18 protein-coding genes and 2 pseudogenes are annotated in these 19,526 nt (G+C 71.5%); 8 read left to right on the plus strand and 12 right to left on the minus strand.

Annotated features, from left to right (window positions below):
- Positions 1-10: 10 nt before the first annotated feature.
- Genes JHE00_RS20465 through JHE00_RS20475 form a run of 3 tightly spaced genes read right to left on the minus strand, consistent with a single transcriptional unit; the run spans position 11 to position 2,834 of the window.
- The gene (locus tag JHE00_RS20465) at positions 11-1,399 is read right to left on the minus strand and encodes an NAD(P)(+) transhydrogenase (Re/Si-specific) subunit beta (RefSeq protein ID WP_200320528.1); all 1,389 of its coding nucleotides are present in this window, start codon (positions 1,397-1,399) and stop codon (positions 11-13) included.
- The gene (locus JHE00_RS20470; RefSeq protein ID WP_200320530.1) at positions 1,396-1,704 is read right to left on the minus strand and encodes an NAD(P) transhydrogenase subunit alpha part 2; all 309 of its coding nucleotides are present in this window, start codon (positions 1,702-1,704) and stop codon (positions 1,396-1,398) included. The genes JHE00_RS20465 and JHE00_RS20470 overlap by 4 nt, the downstream gene beginning before the upstream one ends.
- On the minus strand, positions 1,704-2,834 hold the full coding sequence (locus tag JHE00_RS20475; protein WP_200320532.1) for a Re/Si-specific NAD(P)(+) transhydrogenase subunit alpha: 1,131 nt from the start codon (positions 2,832-2,834) through the stop codon (positions 1,704-1,706). Before JHE00_RS20475 ends, JHE00_RS20470 begins: the two co-directional genes overlap by 1 nt.
- Before the next feature lie 136 nt (positions 2,835-2,970).
- Here JHE00_RS20475 and JHE00_RS20480 point away from each other — a divergent pair, with 136 nt between their 5' ends.
- Positions 2,971-3,381 carry a YjbQ family protein gene (locus JHE00_RS20480; RefSeq protein ID WP_200320534.1) on the plus strand — a complete coding sequence of 137 codons (411 nt, stop codon included), beginning with the start codon at positions 2,971-2,973 and terminating at the stop codon, positions 3,379-3,381.
- Here JHE00_RS20480 and JHE00_RS20485 read toward each other — a convergent pair.
- Positions 3,325-4,389, minus strand: a pseudogene (locus tag JHE00_RS20485) (ABC transporter permease); the annotation flags it as partial. The gene JHE00_RS20480 and the pseudogene JHE00_RS20485 sit on opposite strands and share 57 nt — an antisense overlap.
- Before the next feature lie 103 nt (positions 4,390-4,492).
- On the opposite strand from JHE00_RS20485, the gene JHE00_RS20490 reads away from it, so the two are divergent.
- Positions 4,493-5,194 carry an HAD family hydrolase gene (locus JHE00_RS20490; RefSeq protein ID WP_307832032.1) on the plus strand — a complete coding sequence of 234 codons (702 nt, stop codon included), beginning with the start codon at positions 4,493-4,495 and terminating at the stop codon, positions 5,192-5,194.
- Here the strand turns inward: JHE00_RS20490 and JHE00_RS20495 are convergent.
- Both JHE00_RS20495 and JHE00_RS20500 read right to left on the minus strand, forming a co-directional pair.
- Positions 5,191-6,198 (minus strand): DUF8017 domain-containing protein, encoded by a 1,008-nt coding sequence (locus JHE00_RS20495; RefSeq protein WP_200320536.1) that lies wholly within the window; start codon positions 6,196-6,198, stop codon positions 5,191-5,193. The two genes, JHE00_RS20490 and JHE00_RS20495, sit on opposite strands and share 4 nt — an antisense overlap.
- A gap of 10 nt (positions 6,199-6,208) precedes the next feature.
- Positions 6,209-7,948, minus strand: coding sequence for a proline--tRNA ligase (locus tag JHE00_RS20500; RefSeq protein ID WP_200321231.1), 1,740 nt, complete (start codon positions 7,946-7,948; stop codon positions 6,209-6,211).
- Between the two features lie 125 nt (positions 7,949-8,073).
- Between JHE00_RS20500 and JHE00_RS20505 the strand changes: the two genes are divergently transcribed.
- Complete coding sequence (locus JHE00_RS20505) at positions 8,074-8,427, plus strand: VOC family protein (RefSeq protein ID WP_200320538.1); 354 nt, start codon at positions 8,074-8,076, stop codon at positions 8,425-8,427.
- Positions 8,428-8,445: 18 nt separating this feature from the next.
- Complete coding sequence (yaaA, locus tag JHE00_RS20510; RefSeq protein ID WP_200320540.1) at positions 8,446-9,189, plus strand: peroxide stress protein YaaA; 744 nt, start codon at positions 8,446-8,448, stop codon at positions 9,187-9,189.
- Here the strand turns inward: yaaA and JHE00_RS20515 are convergent.
- Positions 9,176-10,276: an NAD(P)/FAD-dependent oxidoreductase gene (locus tag JHE00_RS20515; RefSeq protein ID WP_200320542.1), complete on the minus strand. Its 1,101-nt coding sequence runs from the start codon at positions 10,274-10,276 to the stop codon at positions 9,176-9,178. The two genes, yaaA and JHE00_RS20515, sit on opposite strands and share 14 nt — an antisense overlap.
- A gap of 209 nt (positions 10,277-10,485) precedes the next feature.
- On the opposite strand from JHE00_RS20515, the pseudogene JHE00_RS20520 reads away from it, so the two are divergent.
- Positions 10,486-11,449 (plus strand): annotated as a pseudogene (locus tag JHE00_RS20520) (serine protein kinase RIO).
- Between the two features lie 188 nt (positions 11,450-11,637).
- A complete protein-coding gene (locus tag JHE00_RS20525; RefSeq protein ID WP_307832033.1) occupies positions 11,638-12,969 on the plus strand; it encodes a DEAD/DEAH box helicase in 1,332 nt (443 codons plus the stop codon).
- A 168-nt stretch (positions 12,970-13,137) separates the two neighbouring features.
- Here JHE00_RS20525 and JHE00_RS20530 read toward each other — a convergent pair whose 3' ends face one another.
- Positions 13,138-13,842: a PIG-L deacetylase family protein gene (locus JHE00_RS20530; RefSeq protein ID WP_230424708.1), complete on the minus strand. Its 705-nt coding sequence runs from the start codon at positions 13,840-13,842 to the stop codon at positions 13,138-13,140.
- A gap of 71 nt (positions 13,843-13,913) precedes the next feature.
- Between JHE00_RS20530 and JHE00_RS20535 the strand changes: the two genes are divergently transcribed.
- A complete protein-coding gene (locus JHE00_RS20535; protein WP_200320548.1) occupies positions 13,914-15,101 on the plus strand; it encodes an 8-amino-7-oxononanoate synthase in 1,188 nt (395 codons plus the stop codon).
- On the opposite strand, the gene JHE00_RS20540 is transcribed toward JHE00_RS20535, so the two are convergent.
- From JHE00_RS20540 to JHE00_RS20550, 3 genes are all read right to left on the minus strand, one after another.
- On the minus strand, positions 15,098-15,604 hold the full coding sequence (locus tag JHE00_RS20540; RefSeq protein ID WP_200320550.1) for a pyridoxamine 5'-phosphate oxidase family protein: 507 nt from the start codon (positions 15,602-15,604) through the stop codon (positions 15,098-15,100). The genes JHE00_RS20535 and JHE00_RS20540 overlap by 4 nt on opposite strands.
- A 56-nt stretch (positions 15,605-15,660) precedes the next feature.
- Positions 15,661-16,047 (minus strand): GNAT family N-acetyltransferase, encoded by a 387-nt coding sequence (locus tag JHE00_RS20545; RefSeq protein WP_200321233.1) that lies wholly within the window; start codon positions 16,045-16,047, stop codon positions 15,661-15,663.
- Between the two features lie 69 nt (positions 16,048-16,116).
- Entirely contained in the window at positions 16,117-16,893 is a 777-nt protein-coding gene (locus JHE00_RS20550) for a S1 family peptidase (RefSeq protein WP_200320552.1), read from the minus strand.
- A gap of 91 nt (positions 16,894-16,984) precedes the next feature.
- Between JHE00_RS20550 and JHE00_RS20555 the strand changes: the two genes are divergently transcribed.
- Positions 16,985-18,481, plus strand: coding sequence for a cobyric acid synthase (locus JHE00_RS20555; RefSeq protein WP_200320554.1), 1,497 nt, complete (start codon positions 16,985-16,987; stop codon positions 18,479-18,481).
- Here JHE00_RS20555 and JHE00_RS20560 read toward each other — a convergent pair.
- Entirely contained in the window at positions 18,466-19,473 is a 1,008-nt protein-coding gene (locus JHE00_RS20560) for a CobW family GTP-binding protein (protein ID WP_200320557.1), read from the minus strand. The genes JHE00_RS20555 and JHE00_RS20560 overlap by 16 nt on opposite strands.
- Positions 19,474-19,526 lie beyond the last annotated feature (53 nt).

The following is a 19,526-nucleotide window of genomic DNA, read 5'->3' on the forward strand; positions in this document are numbered from 1 at the left end:
CGCGCCGGGCTCACAGCGCTTTGAGCTCCTCCACGATCTCGGCCACCGACGACTTCGCGTCGCCGAAGAGCATGGCCGTCTTCGGGTCGTAGAACAGGTCGTTGTCGATTCCGGCGAACCCGGAGCTCATCGAGCGCTTCAGCACGATCACCGAGCGGCTCGAGTTGACCGTCAGGATCGGCATCCCGTAGATCGGCGAACCGGGGTCGGTCTGTGCCGCCGGGTTGGTCACGTCGTTCGCGCCGATCACCAGCGCGACATCGGTCTGAGGGAACTGCGAGTTGCTCTCGTCCATCTCCTTGAGGCTCTCGTAGCGAACGTCGGCCTCGGCGAGCAGCACGTTCATGTGGCCCGGCATGCGCCCGGCCACCGGGTGGATCGCGTAGAGCACCTCGATGCCCTTGCCCTCCAACAGGTCGGCCATCTCGCGCACGGCGTGCTGCGCCTGCGCCACCGCCATGCCGTAGCCGGGCACGACCATGACCTTGCTGGCATAGGCCATCTGGATCGCGGCGTCGCCCGCGCTGGTGCTGCGCACCGGACGCTGCTCCTCCGAACCGGAGCCCGCCGTCACCGCGGTGCCGCCGCCGAACCCGCCCGCGACGATGGCCGGGATCGAGCGGTTCATCGCCTTGGCCATCAGGTTGGTGAGGATCGAGCCGGACGCGCCGACGATCATGCCTGCCACGATGAGCGCGGTGTTGTCGAGCGCGAGTCCCATCGCCGCGGCCGACAGTCCGGTGAAGGCGTTGAGCAGCGAGATCACCACGGGCATGTCGGCGCCGCCGATGGGCAGCACCACCATGACGCCCAGCGCGGCCGCCGCCAGCAGGACCCCGATGATCAGCAACTCGGAGTTCGCCCCCGAGGCGATCGCGACGGAGCACGCGAGCGCGACGAGCACCAGTACGACGTTGAGCGGCTGCTGCAGCCTGCCCACGGTGATCGGTCGCCCGGAGATCAGCTCCTGGAGCTTGCCGAACGCGATGTTGGAACCCCAGAACGACACCGAACCGACGATCGCGGCGAACAGCGAGGCGATGGCGACGTAGAGCGGTTCGTGCGCGTAGCCGTCGGTGGTGCGGAACTCGACCCAGGCGATCAGCGCGACCGCGCCACCGCCGACACCGTTGAACAACGCCACCATCTGCGGCATCGCGGTCATCTTCACCCTGCGGGCCGCGGGGACGCCGACCACGGTGCCGAGCACGAGGCCCAGCACGATCAGCCACCAGTTGCCCATGCCCGGCAGCAGCAGCGTCGCGATCACCGCGATTCCCATGCCGACGGCGGCGATCCAGTTCCCGCGCACCGCGGTGCGCGGTCCGGTCAGGCCCATGAGGCCGTAGATGAACAGTGCGAACGCGATGATGTAGAGGACGGAGACGAAGGTCGTCACTTCTCGACCTCCTTGGCGGCGTCCTGCTTGGGTTTCTCCTTGAACATCGCGAGCATGCGGTCGGTGACGAGGAATCCGCCGACGACGTTGATCGTGCCGAACGCGATGGCGATGACGAGCAGGATCTTGTTCAGCACGCCCTCGGCGCCCATGCCGAGCACGATCAGGCCGCCCAGCAGCACGATGCCGTGAATGGCGTTGGTGCCCGACATCAGTGGCGTGTGGAGCGTGTTGGGCACCTTCGAGATCACCGCGAACCCGACGAAACCGGCGAGCACCAGCACGGCGAGGCTTTCGACCAACATCAGTTCACCTCCTCGTCACGGCCGGCGACGCACGCGCCCGCCACCACCTCGTCGGAGAAGTCGACGGCGAGTCGGCCCTCACCGTCGACGATCAGCTCCAGCAGCTCGGTCAGGTTGCGCGCGTACAGCTCGCTCGCGTGCACGGGCATCTCGGCGGGCAGGTTGAGGGGCGAGCTGATCGTCACGTCGCCGACGACGATGTCCTCGCCAGGTTCGGTGAGCTCGCAGTTGCCGCCGGTCTCACCGGCCATGTCGACGATGACGCTGCCGGGCTTCATGCCGCGCACGGCCTCCGCGGTCACCAGCGTCGGCGCCTTGCGTCCCGGTACCAGCGCGGTGGTGATCACGACGTCGAATCCGCCGATGGCCTCGGTGAGCCGCCGCTGCTGGTCCGCGCGTTCCTCCTCGGTGAGCTCCCGCGCGTAACCGCCCTCGCCCGCCGCCGAGATGCCGAGGTCGAGCCACTGCGCGCCGACCGAGCGGACCTGCTCGGCCACCTCGGGCCGCACGTCGTAGCCCGTGGCCTGCGCACCGAGCCGCTTGGCCGTGGCCAGGGCCTGCAGCCCCGCGACCCCGACGCCGAGCACCAGTGCCTTGGCGGGCGGCACCGTGCCCGCGGCGGTGGTGAGCATGGGGAAGAACTTGGGCAGCCGCTGGGCCGCGAGCAGCACCGCGCGGTAGCCGGCGACGTTGGCCTGCGACGACAGCGCGTCCATGGCCTGCGCCCGCGAGATCCGCGGGATCGACTCGACGGCGAACGCCGTGACGCCTGCCTTCTGCATGGCGGCGACCTCGGCCTTATTGGTGAGCGGCGCGAGGAACCCGATCAGCACGGTCCCCGGTTTGAGCCGTTCGATGTCGGAGACGCTCGGCGGCACGACGGTGAGCACGATGTCGGCGCTCCACGCGTCGCCCGTCGTCGCGCCCGCCTCGGTGAACAGCCCGTCGGCGAGCTGGGCGCCCTCGCCCGCGCCCGGTTCGACGACGATCTTCAGCCCTCGTCTGGCGAGCCGCTCGATGAGCTTCGGTACCAACGCGACGCGGCGTTCACCCGGTTTGGTCTCCTTGACCACGCCGATCGTCAGCGGCGGTCCGGTCTGAGATTCGGTAGGCGATTCGGTCTCGGTCACCTTGGCGTCCTCTCGGGCCTGCGGTCCGGCGTGGTGACCATACTGGACGACAACGTAATCCAGATCACGTGACGAGTGTCGCAATCACCACAGTTTGGCATACAGTATGCACTATGTGGCCGGTTACGGTTGTGGTATGCACTCCACCGAAATCGAGCTGCGGACCGGCGGAAACGCCGTGGTCCACGACCTGACCAAGGACGCGGAACGATTCCTCACCGAGGCCGACGCCGGCGACGGCCTCCTGCACGTCTGGGTTCCGCACGCCACCGCGGGGCTCGCGATCCTGGAGACCGGCGCGGGCAGCGACGACGACCTGCTCGCCGCGCTCGACCACCTGCTCCCCCGCGACGACCGCTGGCGGCACCAGCACGGCAGCCGTGGTCACGGTCGTGACCACGTGCTGCCGGCCTTCCTACCGCCATACGCGAGCGTTCCCGTCCTCGGCGGCGTGCTCGCGCTGGGCACCTGGCAGTCGATCTGCCTGGTCGACACCAACATCGACAACGCCGTGCGCCGCCTGCGGTTCAGCTTCCTCGCCGGCTGAGCCCCGGCGGCGAGGCCACAGCACCACGACGAGCCCGGCGACGAGCATCGTCGCGAGCACCAGGACCCCGGTCCCGACGTCGGCGCTGTCGCCCGCGCCGACCAGCAGGCTCCGCAGGCCCTCCGCCGAGAACCGGAACGGAGTCCACGACCACAGCAGGTTCTGGTACGCCGGGTTCAGCATCTCGGGCACCTGACTCGCCACCGAGGGCGCGAGCAGGTAGAGCGGGCCGAGGATCGCCATGGCCCTGATGCCGAGCAGCCGCAGCAGTCCGCCCTGCAGCGCCGCGAACGCCGTCGCGGTGAGGAACACGAACCCGACGGTGTTCCAGCCGAGGTGCAGCGACGAGTCCCACAACGCGAGCAGGCCCACGAGGACACCACTCACCAGCACACCCGCGCCGAGCACCTGGGCGAGCCGTGCGAGCGGCGACGGCGTCCGGCCCGCCCGTAGCGAGAGCAGCGTCAGCACCGCCCCGGCGGCGAGCCCGCCGACCCACGCGAGCGCGCTGATGCCGAGCGGAGCGATCCGGCCTGCCACGCCGGTCTCGTGCAGGGTCTCGACGGCCACCTGAGGTACCGCCGCGCCGGGTGCGCTCTGGGCGAGCGCGCCCGTCACGGCCTGCCCGGCGCCGGTCAGGGCCTGCTGGGCGAGCTGCGTGCCAGCGGGGTTCACCGCGCCGGAGACCACCACGGTCGCGGCCGGTCCGGCCTGGCTCGCGGTGAGTTCGAGAACGCCGTAGACCTCCTTGTCCTCGAGCAGTTGCCTGCCCTCCGCAGGTGTCGTGACCCGCCAGGCGAGCGCCTCCCCGCCCTGGCCCGCGACCCGCACGGCCGCCTGACGCAGCGGCCCGTTCTCCGGCGCCGCGACGGCCACCGGCACATCCCTTGGCGCCGACGTGGTCTGCGCACCGAAGGTCAGAAACCCCAGCACCGTGGTGGCGACCGCGCCGACGAGCATCGCCAGCACGACGAGCGGCGCGACCGCGCGCCTCGGTGGATCAGCCATTCCGACCTCCAATTCTCGACACGTTGAATTAAGAGGAACGGTACGACCGAGCCTCCGAAAATGTCAACGCTTGTTGAAATAGGGGGCCGGTAGCGTGGTCCCGGTGAACGACGATCCGAACCGCCTCGTGCTGTGGGACATCGACCTGACGCTCATCGAGCTACCGGGAATCGGCGGGAGCTGGTACACCGAAGCCCTCGCCACCGCCGCCGGGATCGACCTCACCGAGATGCCGAAGTTCGCGGGCCGCACCGAACTCGCCATCACCAGCGAACTGCTCACCGCACACGGCGTCGAGCCGACCGGCGCACTCGTGCGGCACGTGTGGCGCGAGCTGATCTCGGCCTCGACGCGGTCGCGGCCGACGTTGAGCGAGCACGGGCGCGCGCTGCCGGGAGCCGCCGACGCGCTGACCGCGCTCGCCGCGCGGGACGGCGTCGTTCAGTCACTCGTCACCGGCAACCTGCCGGAGATCGCCGAGCACAAGCTCAGCGCGTTCGGGCTGCACGCCCACCTGGACTTCGAGATCGGCGGTTACGGCTCGTTCTCCGCGCACCGACCCGATCTCGTCGAGCGGGCCGTCGCGCTGGCGGAAGCCAAGCACGACACCCGGTTCGCGCCCGAGGCCGTGGTGGTGGTCGGCGACACCCCGCACGACGTCGAGTCGGCGCTGCGCCACGGCGCGATGGCCGTGGGCGTGGCCACGGGCTGGTTCGGCGGGGACGAGCTCCGCGAGAGCGGCGCACACCTCGTGCTGGACGATCTCTCCGACACCACGGCCGTACTGTCCGGGTTTCTGTCCTAAGAGGTCGGTGAGGCAGGGACGGTCGTGCGATCGCGCTCGGGAACCGACCGGAGGCTGCGCACGATCTCGACCAGCTCGTCGCGCGTGGGCGCGCCCGCGTAGCCCTGGTCGGCGTAGGCCACCGCGACCGGGTACTTGCCTCCGCCCGCCGGCTCGACCGCGAGCGCGGCCACGAGCGCCCGTTCCGGAACGCAGTCGCCGCCCGCCGCGGGCGTCACCTCCACGACCGTGATGCTCGCAGCGCGGCCGTCGCCCTGCCCGAAGGACACGGTCACCGGCTCGTCCTCACCGGTCTCGAGTGCGGGCGCGTCGCCGCCGTCCGGCGAGTAGGCGTAGCCGGCGAGACTCTCGGCGGTACTCCTCGCCGCGTCGGCGAGGCCGCTGCTCTCGACGGGCGTCACTCCCGCGCCGCCCTGGGAACTGCGGTCCTCGCACACTTCGTCGCCGGTGAACGCGCTGGCGGCGAGCGTGATGCCGGGGCCGGTGTCGTCGGCCTCCCAGCCGTGGATCACGCCCGGCTCGGGCGTCCACGACGGCGGCACGTCGTAGGCGTAGGCACCATCACCGCCCGGCACGGACTGCCAGCCCTCGACCACGGCGGGCACCACGACCTCGGGCCGCGGCGTGTACGGAGCCGCGGAGGCCGACGGCGGCGCCTCCTGCTCCGCGGAGTCGTCGGAGTCGTCGTTCGAGAGGCCGAAGGACAGACCGAGGCCGCTACCGAAGACGACCAGCGGCACGATGAACGCGAACGGGGCCTTCACGCGGCGCGGTCCCGGAGCGCGCTGGGGCCGCTGCGTGGGCTGCGTCTGCGGCGTCGGCTGCGTCTGCGGCGTGGGCCGGGTACGCGGAGCCTGCGGGGTCTCGAGCGACGACCGGATGTAGTCCGGTGTCGCGTCATTGGGGTCGGCGGGCTGGTAGCCGCCGATCCCCTTGAGCGCCGCACGGTCCTCGTAGCCCAACCGGCTCGACAGGTCGTCCGGTTTGCGGCGCCACCACCCCATGCGCGAAACCCTACCGCTTGGTCAGCGCGACCACGTGCTCCACGACGTCGTCGACGGCGATCTCGGAACGCTCGCCCGTGGCGCGGTCCTTGACCTCGACCACACCGTTGGCCAGGCCCCGGCCGACCACGAGGATCGTCGGGACGCCGACGAGTTCGGCGTCGGCGAACTTCACACCCGGCGACGCCTTGCGGTCGTCGAGCAGCACCCGCACGCCGCGCTCGGACAGCTGCGCCGCCAGGCGCTCCCCGCCCTCGGCCACGGACTCGTCCTTGCCCGCGATCACCACGTGCACGTCCGCGGGCGCGATGGACCGCGGCCACACGAGGCCGATCTCGTCGTGGTGCTGTTCGGCGATCGCGGCGACGAGGCGCGAGACGCCGATGCCGTAGGAGCCCATCGTGATCCGCACCGGCTTCGAGTCGGGGCCCAGCGCGTCCAGCTCGAAGACGTCGGCGTACTTGCGGCCGAGCTGGAAGATGTGGCCGATCTCGATGCCGCGCGCGGCGACCAGCGTGCCCTTCCCGTCGGGCGAGGCGTCGCCCTCGCGCACCTCGGCGGCCTCGATGGTGCCGTCCGGCGTGAAGTCGCGGCCGCACAGCAGGTCGACCACGTGGTGGTCGGCCTTGTCGGCGCCGGTGACCCACGCGGTGCCGTCGACGATGCGGGGGTCGACGAGGAACCGGACTCCGTTGGAGGCCAGCGCTCCCGGGCCGATGTAGCCCTTGACCAGGAAGGGGTTGGCGGCGAAGTCGGTGTCCTCGAGCAGGGCGACCTCGGCGGGCTCGAGCGAGGCCTCGAGGCGCTTCATGTCGACCTCGCGGTCGCCCGGCACACCGACGGCCAGCAGCTTCCAGTCCTTCTCGCCGGGCTGGCGGGTCTTCACGAGCACGTTCTTGAGCGTGTCCGCGGCGGTGAACGTGCGGCCGAGGTCGGCCGAGGCGTTCAGGTAGTCGACCAGTGTCTCGATGGTCGGAGTGCCCGGCGTGTAGTGCACCTGCGCCTCGGGCCTGCCCTCGAGCGGCTGCGCGGCGGGCGCGGTGGTGACGACGGCCTCGACGTTGGCGGCGTAGCCCGATCCGTTGCTGCGGACGTAGGTGTCCTCACCGGTCTCGGAGACCGCGAGGAACTCCTCCGACGCCGAACCGCCCATGGCGCCCGAGGTCGCCGACACGACGACGTAGTCGAGGCCGAGGCGGTCGAAGATCTTGATGTAGGCGGCGCGGTGCAGCTGGTACGACCGCTCGAGACCCTCGTCGTCGAGGTCGAAGGAGTACGAGTCCTTCATGACGAACTCGCGGCCGCGCAGGATGCCCGCGCGGGGCCGGGCCTCGTCCCGGTACTTCGTCTGCACTTGGTACAGCATGACCGGGTAGTCCTTGTAGGAGCTGTACTCGCCCTTCACCGTGAGCGCGAACAGTTCCTCGTGTGTCGGGCCGAGCAGGTAGTCGACACCCTTGCGGTCCTGGAGCCGGAACAGCAGCGGGCCGTACTCGGACCACCGGCCGGTCGCCTCGTAGGGCTCCTTCGGCAGCAGCGCGGGGAACTGGATCTCCTGCGCGCCGATCGCGTCCATCTCCTCGCGGACCACCGTCTCGATGTTGCGCAGCACGCGCAGTCCGAGCGGGAGCCAGGAGTAACCGCCCGGGGCCACCCTGCGGACGTAGCCCGCCCGAACCAGCAGCTTGTGGCTGGGTACCTCGGCATCCGCCGGGTCCTCACGCAGCGTGCGCAGGAACAGCGACGACATCCTGGTGATCGGGGTGTTCACGGTGTTCTCCTAGGAAGGACATAGACGTTCATCGAAGGGTAGTCAACCCGTCCCCAACTGCCGCAACCGGGATTTCGTCGTACCCGTTTCGTACCGTCGGTCGCATGACGATCCGACTGGGAATGGTGACCATCGACTGCGCTCGCCCGCGCGAGCTCGCGGAGTTCTGGCGTCAGGCGCTCGACATCGAGATCGCCGGTGACTACGGCGATTTCGTGATGCTGGCGAGCGCCGAGGAAGCGGGTGTGCGACTGGCGCTGCAACGCGTGCCGGAACCACGCGAGGGCAAGAACAGGGTGCACTTGGATCTCGAGACCGGCGACCGGGACGTCGAGGTCGCGCGGCTGACCGAGCTCGGCGCCACGCCCCTGTCCGAGCACGCGATGGACGGGTTCGGGTGGACCGTGCTGGCCGATCCCGAGGGCAACGAGTTCTGCGTGGGGAGCCCGCACGGCTGAGGATTAGACTTGGCCGCCGTGCTCGTTCTGCTTCCTCCCTCCGAGACCAAGGCCGACGGCGGCGACGGCGGTCCGCTCGACCTCGACGCGCTCTCCTTTCCCGAGCTGAACCCGTTGCGGCGCAAGCTCGTCGACGCACTCGTGGAGCTCTCCGCCGACGTGCCGGCCAGCCTGGCGGCGCTCGGGCTGTCGGAGCGGCAGGAGGACGAGGTGGAGCGCAACGCGCGGCTGTGGGCCGCCCCGACCACGGGCGCGCTCCACCGCTACACGGGCGTGCTCTACGACGCGCTCGGCGCGGCGAGCTTCAGCAAGGCCGAACTGGCGAGGGCGGGCGGACGGCTCGCGGTGGCCTCGGCGCTGTTCGGCGTGGTGCGCGCGCACGACCCGATCCCGGCGTACCGCCTCTCGGGCGGCAGCACGATGCCCGGTTTCGGCACGCTGCGCTCGCTGTGGCGGCCGGCGCTCGAACCGGCGCTCGCCGAGGTCGAGGGACTGGTGGTGGACCTGCGCTCCGGGACGTACGCGGCACTCGCGCGGGTGCCAGGCGCGGTGACGGTCCGCGTGGTCACCGAGGACTCCTCCGGCAAGCGCAAGACGGTCAGCCACCACAACAAGGCCTACAAGGGAAAGCTCGCCGCCGCACTGGCCACGAGCCGCAGCAATCCGTCCACTGTGGATGGCGTGGCAAGGGTGGCCGCGAAGGCGGGCATCGCCGTGGAGCGCACCGGCGAGCGCGAACTGGAACTGCTCACGAAGGCATGACGCGCTCGGGGCCGAGCGCGTCGAGATCCTCGCCCACGTGCTCGCCGAGCACGAGTGAGGCCGCGAGGCTCGCCGCGTAGGGCCCGAGCGTGAGTCCCGACGGCCCGAACCCGCTGAGCACCGACACCTCGGGGTGCGCCGACAGCGGGCCGAGCAGCGGCCTGCCGTCCGGCGTCGCGGGACGGAAGCCGACGCGGGTCTCCAGCAGGGTCGCGTCCGCGAGCCCCGGCGCGACGGCCAGCGCGTGCTCCAGCACCTCGCGCTGTCCCGCCGCGGTGACGCGGTGGTCGAAGCCGGAACCGGTCTCGCGCGTCGCGCCCGCGACCACGCGCCCACCGGGGAACGCGAGCAGGTAGTGGCTCGACACCGGCAGCACCACGGGCCACGCCGCCGTGTCGGTGCCCGGCAGTTCGACGTGGCTGATCTGGCCGCGTTGCGGCGCCACGGCGAGGCGCACGCCCAGCGGGGCGAGCAGCTGCGCGCTCCACGCGCCCGCCGCCACGACCACGTGCTCGGCGGGCAGGTGCTCGCCGCCCGCGCGGACCCCGTCGACCCGCTCCCCCACCACGCTCAGCTCGGCGGGAGCATGCACCAGCCTGGCGCCGTGACCGGCCGCGGCGCGCAGCATCGCCGCACGCAGGGCGCGTCCGTCCACCCGGCCCGCGCCTGTGACGTGCACGGCGCCGAGCCCGGGAGCCAGCGCGGGGAACAGCGCGCGGGCCTCGGCCGGATCGAGCAGGCTCACCTCGCCCGCCTCGGGCCAGCGCCCCGCCCGCTCACGCACTCGCTGGTACGCGTCGGCGAGCTCGGTCTCGTCGGCCGAGACCACCATGCCGCCGACGAGCTCGAACGACGAATCGGCGAGCCGCTCGGTGAAGTCGCGATGGTAGGCCGCGGCGCGCGCGGCGAAGGCAAGCTCGGCCTCGCCGAGGTTGCGCGAGGTCCACGGGCACACGATGCCCGCGCCCGCCGCGGTGGCCGTGCCGGCCAGGTCCGCGTCCACCACCACGACCTCGGCTCCGGAACGCGCGAGGTGGCAGGCCACCTCGGCACCGGCGATTCCCGATCCGATCACGACGATCCGCATGGTCCACAGCGTGCCGGAATTCGGTTGCGAGCGCGGCGCGGAGCCGGGAACAGTGGGCGGACACGACGGAAGAGTCCGGCGGGAGCCGGCGAGCTGGAGGAGGTGCCCGATGTCAATCACGGTCCCGGGCGCGATCACCGCCCGCCCCTTCGCCCCGCCGCGCTGAGTCGCCGAGAACCGGCGGGGCCCCGACTTCAGGAGTCCAACCGGTGCGACCACACGACTTTTCCGATTTTTCCGATTTCGACGACATTTCCGACACGCGAATGCGTCGTCGGAGGCGCTCACCGCGCTTCGACGACGAACCCGCGCCCACCCGCAGCGGCAGGCTCACCGAGGACGAACGCGCTCGCCTCGAGCGTCTGCGCGAGGACGCCTACACCGAGACCCTGCTTCCTGGCGGAGCCGATCGCTGGTCCACCTGGGACGCGGGCGGTCATGGGCCCGCCCCGACCCGGCTGGGTGGTGACCGAACTCGCCGCCCTCGACTGGGAACTGGGCGTGCTCAAGACGGGCAAGGAAGCCGACGTCCACCTGCTGCGCCGCGGCCTGCCCGACGGCTCCCGCACCTGCCTGCTCGCCGCCAAGCGCTACCGCTCCGACCAACACAGGTTGTTCCACCGCGACGCGGGCTACCTCGAGGGCAGACGTGAGCGTCGCTCCCGTGAGGCGAGGGCGATGAGCAGGCGCAGCGCGTTCGGCCGCAACCTCATCGCGGAACGCTGGGCGGTGGCGGAGTTCGCCGCGCTGAGTCGCTTGTGGACAGTGGGAGCACCGGTGCCGTACCCCGTCCAGCTGCACGGCACGGAGTTGCTGCTGGAGTTCGTCGGCCACGACGAGGTCGCCGCTCCCCGGCTCGCGGAGCTGCGACCGGAACCGGAGCTGCTGCGGGACCTGTGGCACCAGCTCGTGCTGGCACTGGAGCTGCTCGCGGCCGAGGGCCTGTGCCACGGCGATCTCTCGCCGTACAACCTGCTCGTCCACGATGGACGCTTGATGCTCATCGACCTGCCCCAAGTGGTCGATGTCGTCGCCAATCCGCGCGGGCTGGAGTTCCTCCAGCGTGACGTGCGCAACACAGCGAAGTGGTTCGCCGCACGGGGTCTGCCTCGCGACGTGATCGCCGAGGACGAGCTGGCCGCGAGCCTGGGCCGAAGTGCGGGGCCGCCCTGAGGTAGAGTGGTGGGGCACCGCCAAGCCGAACGGTTTCTCGCGGTGCTCCACCCATCAGTTGGCGCGTGGTGCTGCGTTGTGCCGTGCGCCGGGTCCGTCCCTGTGAACGCCCATCGCACCACCATCGCGACCTGCCCTGTGCGGGCAATCGGGCCTCCTTGCGACGTACCACGTCCGAGAGGCAATGCGTGACATCGACTTCGTTCGCCGACCTGAACCTTCCGACGCCGCTGCTGCGTGCACTGCAGCAGGCGGGCATGGAGGAAGCGTTCCCCATCCAGGCGGCGACCCTGCCCGACGCTCTGGCAGGCCGGGACGTCCTCGGCCGCGCCCAGACGGGCTCCGGCAAGACCCTCGCGTTCGGTCTGGCTCTGCTCTCCCGCCTGCACGGCGGCAAGGCGCAGCCGAAGCAGCCCCGTGCGCTCGTGCTCGTCCCCACCCGTGAGCTGGCGATGCAGGTCGCCGACGCACTCATCCCGCTGGCCAAGGCCATGGGCCTGTGGTGCCGCACCGCCGTCGGCGGCATGGCCTTCACCAGGCAGTCCGACGCGCTCGCGCGTGGTGTCGACCTGCTGATCGCCACCCCCGGCCGGCTCTCCGACCACGTCCGGCAGGGCACCTGCCGGCTCGACGCCGTACAGTTCGTGGCGCTCGACGAGGCCGACCAGATGGCGGACATGGGCTTTCTGCCCCAGGTCCGCGAGATCCTCGACCTCACCCCCACCGACGGCCAGCGGCTGCTGTTCTCGGCCACCCTCGACGGTGACGTCGAGCGGCTGGTCAAGCGCTACCTGACCAACCCGGTGACGCACTCGGTGGCGCCGGTCACCGCGAGCGTCACGACGATGGACCACTACCTGCTGCAGGTCTCCCACGAGGAGAAGCAGGGCGTCATCACCGAGATCGGCGCTCGTGAGGGCCGCACGATCATGTTCGTGCGCACCAAGCACCACGTCGACCGGCTCACCACGCGGCTGCGCGCCAGCGGCGTCCACGCGGGCGCGTTGCACGGCGGCAAGACGCAGGGCCAGCGCAACCGCGTGCTGGCCGACTTCAAGGACGGCCGCAGCAGCGTGCTGGTCGCCACCGACGTCGCGGCACGCGGCATCCACGTCGACGACGTGAGCCTCGTGGTGCACGTCGACCCCGCCGCCGACCACAAGGACTACCTGCACCGTGCGGGCCGCACCGCGCGTGCGGGCGCCTCGGGCACCGTGGTGACGCTCGTGACCCGCGACCAGCGGCGCACCGTGCGCAGGATGACCGACCGCGCGGGCGTGAAGCCCGACTCGGCGAACGTCCGCCCCGGTGACCAGGAGCTGGCCCGCATCACGGGCGCCCGCACGCCCAGTGGCGTCCCCGTGATCGAGCAGCACCGCGCACCGCGCCCGCAGGGTGGCGGCCGTCGCGGCGCCCCCGGCAGGGGCGGCAGGCCCTCCTTCGGTGGCCGTCGCGAGCCCGGCAACAAGACCGGCCGCCCGCAGCGCCCCAACCGCAGGCCGAGCCCCAGCCACGCCTGATCGAACCAGCGGTGAAGGCCGCCGTCAGCACCTCGCTGGCGGCGGCCTTCGCGCTGTCCGGGGCTATCCCGGGGGCAAGCTATCGCGCGGAATGGGTCTGTTGATGCGGTGAAGGGCACCTTTACTGCATTGAATGCAGTAAAGGTGCCCTTCACCGCATTCAGATGGCTACATCGGGATCAGTTCGAAATCGCAGGCGAGCACGCCGCCGAAGCGCGTGCCCGCCTCCTCGGCGGCCTCGCGCAGGAACTCCGGATCGGCCATCGGACCGGAGAGCGCAGCGAGGTAGGCCCGGTGCTCCAGCAGCGAGGCCACGGCCCGGTCCATCGTGGCGGTGATGTCCACGGCGTGGGTCGCCTTCGGGGAGGCGCCCACGGCCACCCAGCGCACTCCGGACCACGGCTCGAGGCCCTCGTCGAGCAGGTCGCGAAACACCCAGCGGTTCGCCGCGTCGCGCACGGCGTCGAGCGTCGCCAGCCCCACGTTGCGGTGGTCGGCCATGTTCAGCCACGGCCCGCCAGGCCACGTCTCGTGGTGGTTGGTCATGACCACCAGTTCCGGTCTGTGCCTGCGGATCGCGGCCGTGATGTCGCGTCGCAGCCCCAGCCCGTACTCGATCATTCCGTCGGCGTGGTCGAGGAACTCCACCGTGTCCACGCCCACCACCCGCGCGCTCGCGATCTGCTCGCGTTCCCGCAGCGGGCCCGCCTCCTCGGGAGGCAGCGTCTCGATTCCGGCCTCACCGCGCGTGGCCAGCACGTAGGCCACCGTGCGGCCCTCGCCGGTCCACCGCGCGATCGCGCCCGAGCTGCCGTACTCGAGGTCGTCGGGATGCGCCACCACGGCCAGTGCGCGCGTCCAGTCCTCCGGCATCGGTTCCAGTGTCGGCTCGTCGGTCACCCTCGCTCCCCACTGCTCGTCCGCCCGATGCGAGACTGCCAGGCGTGAACGCACCCGGTCCAGCATTCCCCGCCACTTCGCCAGACCAGGTTTTCGACTGGCTCGACACCGAGGCCGCCAAGCGCGGCGAAGCGGGCCTGACCAGGCGTCTTCACCCGCGTGGCCCCAGTTCCGACGAACTGGACCTCGCGGGCGACGACTACCTCGGGCTCGCCAGGGACAAGCGGGTGGCGGGAGCGGCCGCGGCGGCGGCGCTGCGCTGGGGCGCCGGCTCCACGGGCTCACGGCTGGGCACGGGCTCCACCGAGGTGCACGCGGAACTGGAGCACGCGCTGGCGCGGTTCTGCGGGGTGCAGTCGGCGCTGGTGTTCTCGTCCGGATTCACGGCCAACCTGGGCGCGGTCACGGCGCTGTCCGGCGCCGAGTCGGCCATCGTCACCGACAAGTACATCCACGCCTCGCTGGTGGAGGGTTGCCGGCTGGCGCGCGCCGACCTCGCCGCCGTCGCGCACGGAGACGCCGCGGCGATCACCCACGCGCTGGCGACGCGGCGCAAACAACGCGCGCTCGTGGTCACCGACTCAGTGTTCTCCGTCGACGGAGACCTCGCGCCGCTGGACGAGCTCTCGGCCGCGTGCCGGTCCCACGGCGCGGCACTGCTCGTCGACGACACCCACGGCTTCGGCGTGCTCGGCGAGGGCGGGCGCGGCGCCGTGCACGAAGCCGGACTGTCCGGCGCCCCCGACGTGGTCACCACCATCACGCTGGCCACGGCCCTCGGCACGCAGGGCGGCGCGGTGCTCGGCCCGCGCCGGGTGATCAAGCACCTGGTGGACACGGCACGCAGCTTCATGTTCGACGCCGGGCTCGCACCGGGCAGCGCCGCGGCCGCGCTCGCGGCGCTCGGCGTGCTCCGCGAGGAGCCCGAGCTGCCAGGCAAGGTCCTCACCGCCGCGCAAGGACTCGCGGCCGGGCTGACAGCGGCTGGGCTCCGGGTCAGCGCGCCCTCCAGCGCCGTCGTGTCGCTGCCCGCGCCCAGCGCGGAGGCCGCGCTCACGTGGGCGGCTTCCTGCTCCGAGCACGGCATCCGCGTCGGCTGCTTCCGCCCGCCGTCGGTGCCGGACGGCGCCTCCCGCCTGCGGCTCACGGCACACGCCGCGCTCTCGGAGTCCGATGTGGAGCGTGCGGTGAAGGTGATCGCCGAGGTGGCCCCGCGCGGAGCGCGGTCCTAGAAGCTCCAGCGGGTCTGGCCGTACGGCCCCTTGGCGAAGCCGAACACCGTCGTCGGTGACACGGCGTACACCAGCGCCACGCCGGGGCCGTGGACGAAGGCGTTGTCGCGCACGGAGAACCGCCAGTCCTCGCCGTACTTGCTCAGGTACGCGGCCGCGACGCGGCGCAGCACGTCCTCGTCGCGCTCGCGTTCGGCGCGACCCTCCACCACCAGGTCCGTGCCGCCCGCGAGGTCGTTGCGGCCCGTGATCAGCGCACACCACGGGTTCGCCTCGAGGTTGAGGTTCTTGCGCTCGCCCGCGCCCGTGCAGAAGTACAGCGCGCCCTCGTGCCACACCCCGATCAGCGGCGTGGTGTGCGGGCGGCCGCCGGGCCGCACCGTCGACAGCCAGTACAGCGGCGCCTCCGTGAGCGCCCGCCTCGCGCTCGGCCACTCGGTCGCTGTCGCCTCGGGGTCGCTGTAGCGGGAATCGAAGTGAGTCGCCGGTTCGGTGACGGTCATGATGGCTCCTCGTCGTCGTGGTCGTTCGCTAGGGAGACCACGACGACGAGCAGAACTCATCGCCTGGAGGCGGGCCTGCGCATCGTGATGTGCTGGATACCGTCCTCGTCGAACGGTTCGCCCTCCGGCTCGAAGCCGAAGCGCGCGTAGAAGCCCTGCGCGTACACCTGCGCGTCGAGCACGGATTCGGCGTCGCCCACGAACTCCAGTGCCGCGGCCATGAGCCGCGCGCCGAGTCCGGTTCCCCGCGCCGAGGCGGCCGTGCAGACCCGTCCGATGCGCAGCACCCCACCGGGCTGCTCCAGCACCCGCAGGCAGCCCTCGACGCCGTGCGCGGAGGGCTGCCAGAGGTGCGTGGTACCCGGGAGCAGGTCCTTGCCGTCGATCTCCGGGTACGGGCACTCCTGCTCCACGACGAAGACATCGACGCGGAGCCGGAGCATGTCGTGCAGTTCGGCAGCGGTCAGGTCAGGACCTGAGCGGGTGAGGAGTTCGGCCACCCGGCATGCCTATCAGATGCCCGCGACGTCCTGAACGTAGGACGACACCCTGGTGTAGACGCCCGGCTTGCCCGCCGCGGCGCACCCGTCGCCCCACGAGACCACGCCGACCAGCGTGTCCCCGACGACCAGCGGGCCGCCCGAGTCGCCCTGGCACGCGTCGATGCCGCCCTCGGGGAATCCGGCGCAGAGCATCGTCTGCGGGTCGTAGGTGCGGTACGACTCACCGCACGTCGGGTCGTCCACCACCGGAACCTGGGCACCGCGCAGGGTCTGCGACTTCTCGCCACCCTCGGAAAGCCTGCCCCAGCCCAGTACCGTGGCCATGGTGCCCGGCGCGTAGAGCGCGGCGTCGTCGGCGGTCGCGAGCCGCGCGGCGCGGTACGGCGCGTTGCCGGCCAGCTTCAGCACGGCGATGTCGTCGCCCGTCGTCGGGTCCTGATAGTCCGGAGCGACCCACATGCGCCGTACGTCGAACTGCATCCCGTCCGACGCGCGCTTGTCCTGCCGGCCCGCGACCACGCCCAGTTCCGCGCTGTCCACCGCGACCGCGCAGTGCGCGGCCGTGACGACCGTGTCGGACGACACCAGCGTTCCCCCACAGAACTGGTTGTCGTTCTCGTCCACCAGAAAGACGGCGTACGGGTGGTCCTGGATCGAGGCGTCCGTGCCGCCCACGATGTAGGGCTGCACTCCACTCGACTGCTGCGCGCCCGCAGCGGGGACGAACACCGATCCCGCAAGCAGAGCCGCGGCCGCGACGAGCACCCTCCGCAGTGTCCTGGACATGCGTTTCCCCCTCTCGGAAAGTTCCGCCCAACCCTAAGCGTGAGGCGGCCGGACTCAGGGTCACCGGATCGGGTGGTCTACCGTCGTCGGCGTGCGAGGTGGGCTGCTGATCGCCGGGACGACGTCGGATGCCGGCAAGTCGACGGTCGCCGCGGGCGTGTGCCGGTGGCTGGCCAGGCAGGGCGTGCGCGTGGCGCCGTTCAAGGCGCAGAACATGTCGAACAACTCGATGGTGTGCTCCGACGGTTCCGAGATCGGCAGAGCGCAGTGGCTGCAGGCCGTCGCGGCGAGAGTGGAGCCGGAGTCGGCGATGAACCCCGTGCTGCTCAAGCCCGGCAGCGATCGGCGCAGTCATGTCGTGCTGCGCGGCAAGCCGTGGGGCGATCTCGTCGCAGGCGACTGGGCGCACGGACGACGGCCGCTCGCCGAGGCCGCGTACTCGGCGCTCGCCGAGTTGCGCGAGCGCTTCGACGTCGTGGTGTGCGAGGGCGCGGGCAGTCCCGCGGAGATCAACCTGCGCGAGGGCGACTACGTCAATCTCGGACTGGCCAGGCAGGCCGGGCTGCCCGTGTTGCTGGTCGGCGACATCGACCGGGGCGGGCTGCTGGCCGCGATGGCGGGCACGGTCGCCGTGCTCGACAAGGACGACCAGGCGCACCTCGCCGCGTTCCTGGTGAACAAGTTCCGCGGCGACGCTGCCCTGCTGGAGCCCGGCCTGGAGACGCTGACCGGGATGACCGGGCGGCCCGTGCTGGGCGTGCTGCCGTGGCTCGACGACGTGTGGCTCGACTCCGAGGACGCGCTGGCCATCGCGCGCTGGGACGGCCACCGGCGCGGGGCGGGACCGACGCTGCGCGTGGCCGCCGTGCGGTTTCCCCGCATCTCCAACGCGACCGACCTCGACCCGCTCGCGGCGGAGCCGGGGGTGGCGGTGACCGTGACCGCCGATCCCGATGTCGTGGCCGCCGCCGACGTCGTGGTGCTGCCCGGCACCCGCTCCACTGTGGATGATCTGAACTGGTTGCGGGCCCGCGGCATCGCCGATGTGGTGCGGGCCAGGGCCGAGGCGGGCAGGCCCGTGCTGGGCATCTGTGGTGGCTACCAGATGCTCGGCGGCTCCATCCACGACGACGTCGAGTCGCGCTCCGGCAGCGTGGCCGGGCTGGACCTGCTGCCGTTCTCGGTCCGGTTCCACGAGCACAAGAGCCTGGCCAGGCCCTCCGGCGACTGGCGGGGCCACGCCGTCACCGGCTACGAGATCCACCACGGTGTCGCACAGCGCTCGCCGGGAGAGGCCGAGCCGTTCCTCGACGGGCTACGCCGCGGCGCGGTGTGGGCCACGATGTGGCACGGGATCTTCGAGAGCGACGACTTCCGCCGCGCGTGGCTCACCGAGGTCGCCGCGCAGGCGGGCGTGGCGTGGGAACCCGCCGCGACGCCCGGTTTCGCCGCCCGCCGCGAGGCGATGCTCGATGGGCTCGCCGACGCCATCGAGACCACTGTGGACACCGACGCACTGCGGGGGCTCATCACCGACGGCGTGCCGGCCGGACTGCCGTGGGTGCGGCTGGGTCAGGACTCCAGGTAGCGCAGCACCGGCAGCATGCTCTGCTCGTCGACCTGGTCCGGCTCCGGCTCCTCGCAGGCCTTCAGCTCCGCCCGCAGACCCTCCGGGTCGATGCCCGCGCCGATGAGCACCAGTTCGGTGCACCTGTCCTGCCCCGCCTCCCACCGTGCGCGTTCCAGCCGCGTGTAGGCACCCACCGTGTGCAGCACGAACCGCTGCCGGTGCCCGGGGACTCCGAAGTAGACGGTGCCCTTCATGCGGTAGAGCCCGCCGGGGCGGCCCTCGAGGAACGCGGCGAAGCGGCGGGGATGCAGCGCGCCCGCGGTCACCGTGAGCGTGTCGTAGGCGCTGTGGGCGTGCTGGTCGTGGTCGCCGCAGTCGTCGCGCAGGTCGTCGAACGACAGTTGCCGGACGACGGGATCGGGATCGCGCACGCGGTCGAACAGCAGCTCGGGGTCGATCCGGCCGTGGGCGGTCGGCAGCACGGGCGTGGCACCCGCGAGCTCGCGCACGAACGCCACCAGCCGGTCGGCGTCGGCCACCCGGTCGGTCTTGTTCAGCACCACCAGGTCGGCGAGCCGGACGTGGTCGTCCAGCTCGGGGTGCCGGGCGCGCGTGGTCTCGAACTCCGCGGCGTCGACCAGCTCCACCAGCCCGCCGTACTCGATGCCTTCCTCGGCGCTGGCGAGCACCATTCGCACCAGACTGCGCGGCTCGGCGAGTCCGCTGGCCTCGATCACCACCAGGTCCAGGTCGGCGCCGGCGAGCTTGGCGAGCATGGCGTCCAGCCCGGCGGTGTCGACCGCGCAGCACAGGCAGCCGTTCTGCAGCGACAGCATCGAGTCGACCTGGCCAGCGACGCTCAGCGCGTCCACGTTGACGCTGCCGAAGTCGTTGACGACCACCCCGATCCGCACGCCGCGCGAATTACTGAGAAGGTGGTTGAGCAGGGTGGTTTTTCCCGAGCCGAGGAATCCGGCGACGATGACGACCGGGATACGACGCTTGGCCAAGGACACACCTTCCCCGGGGAACAACTCCACGACCGATCGGGTTGGGCTGTAAA

The sequence above is a fragment of the Prauserella cavernicola genome (assembly GCF_016595675.1).
Classification (GTDB): domain Bacteria; phylum Actinomycetota; class Actinomycetes; order Mycobacteriales; family Pseudonocardiaceae; genus Prauserella_A; species Prauserella_A cavernicola.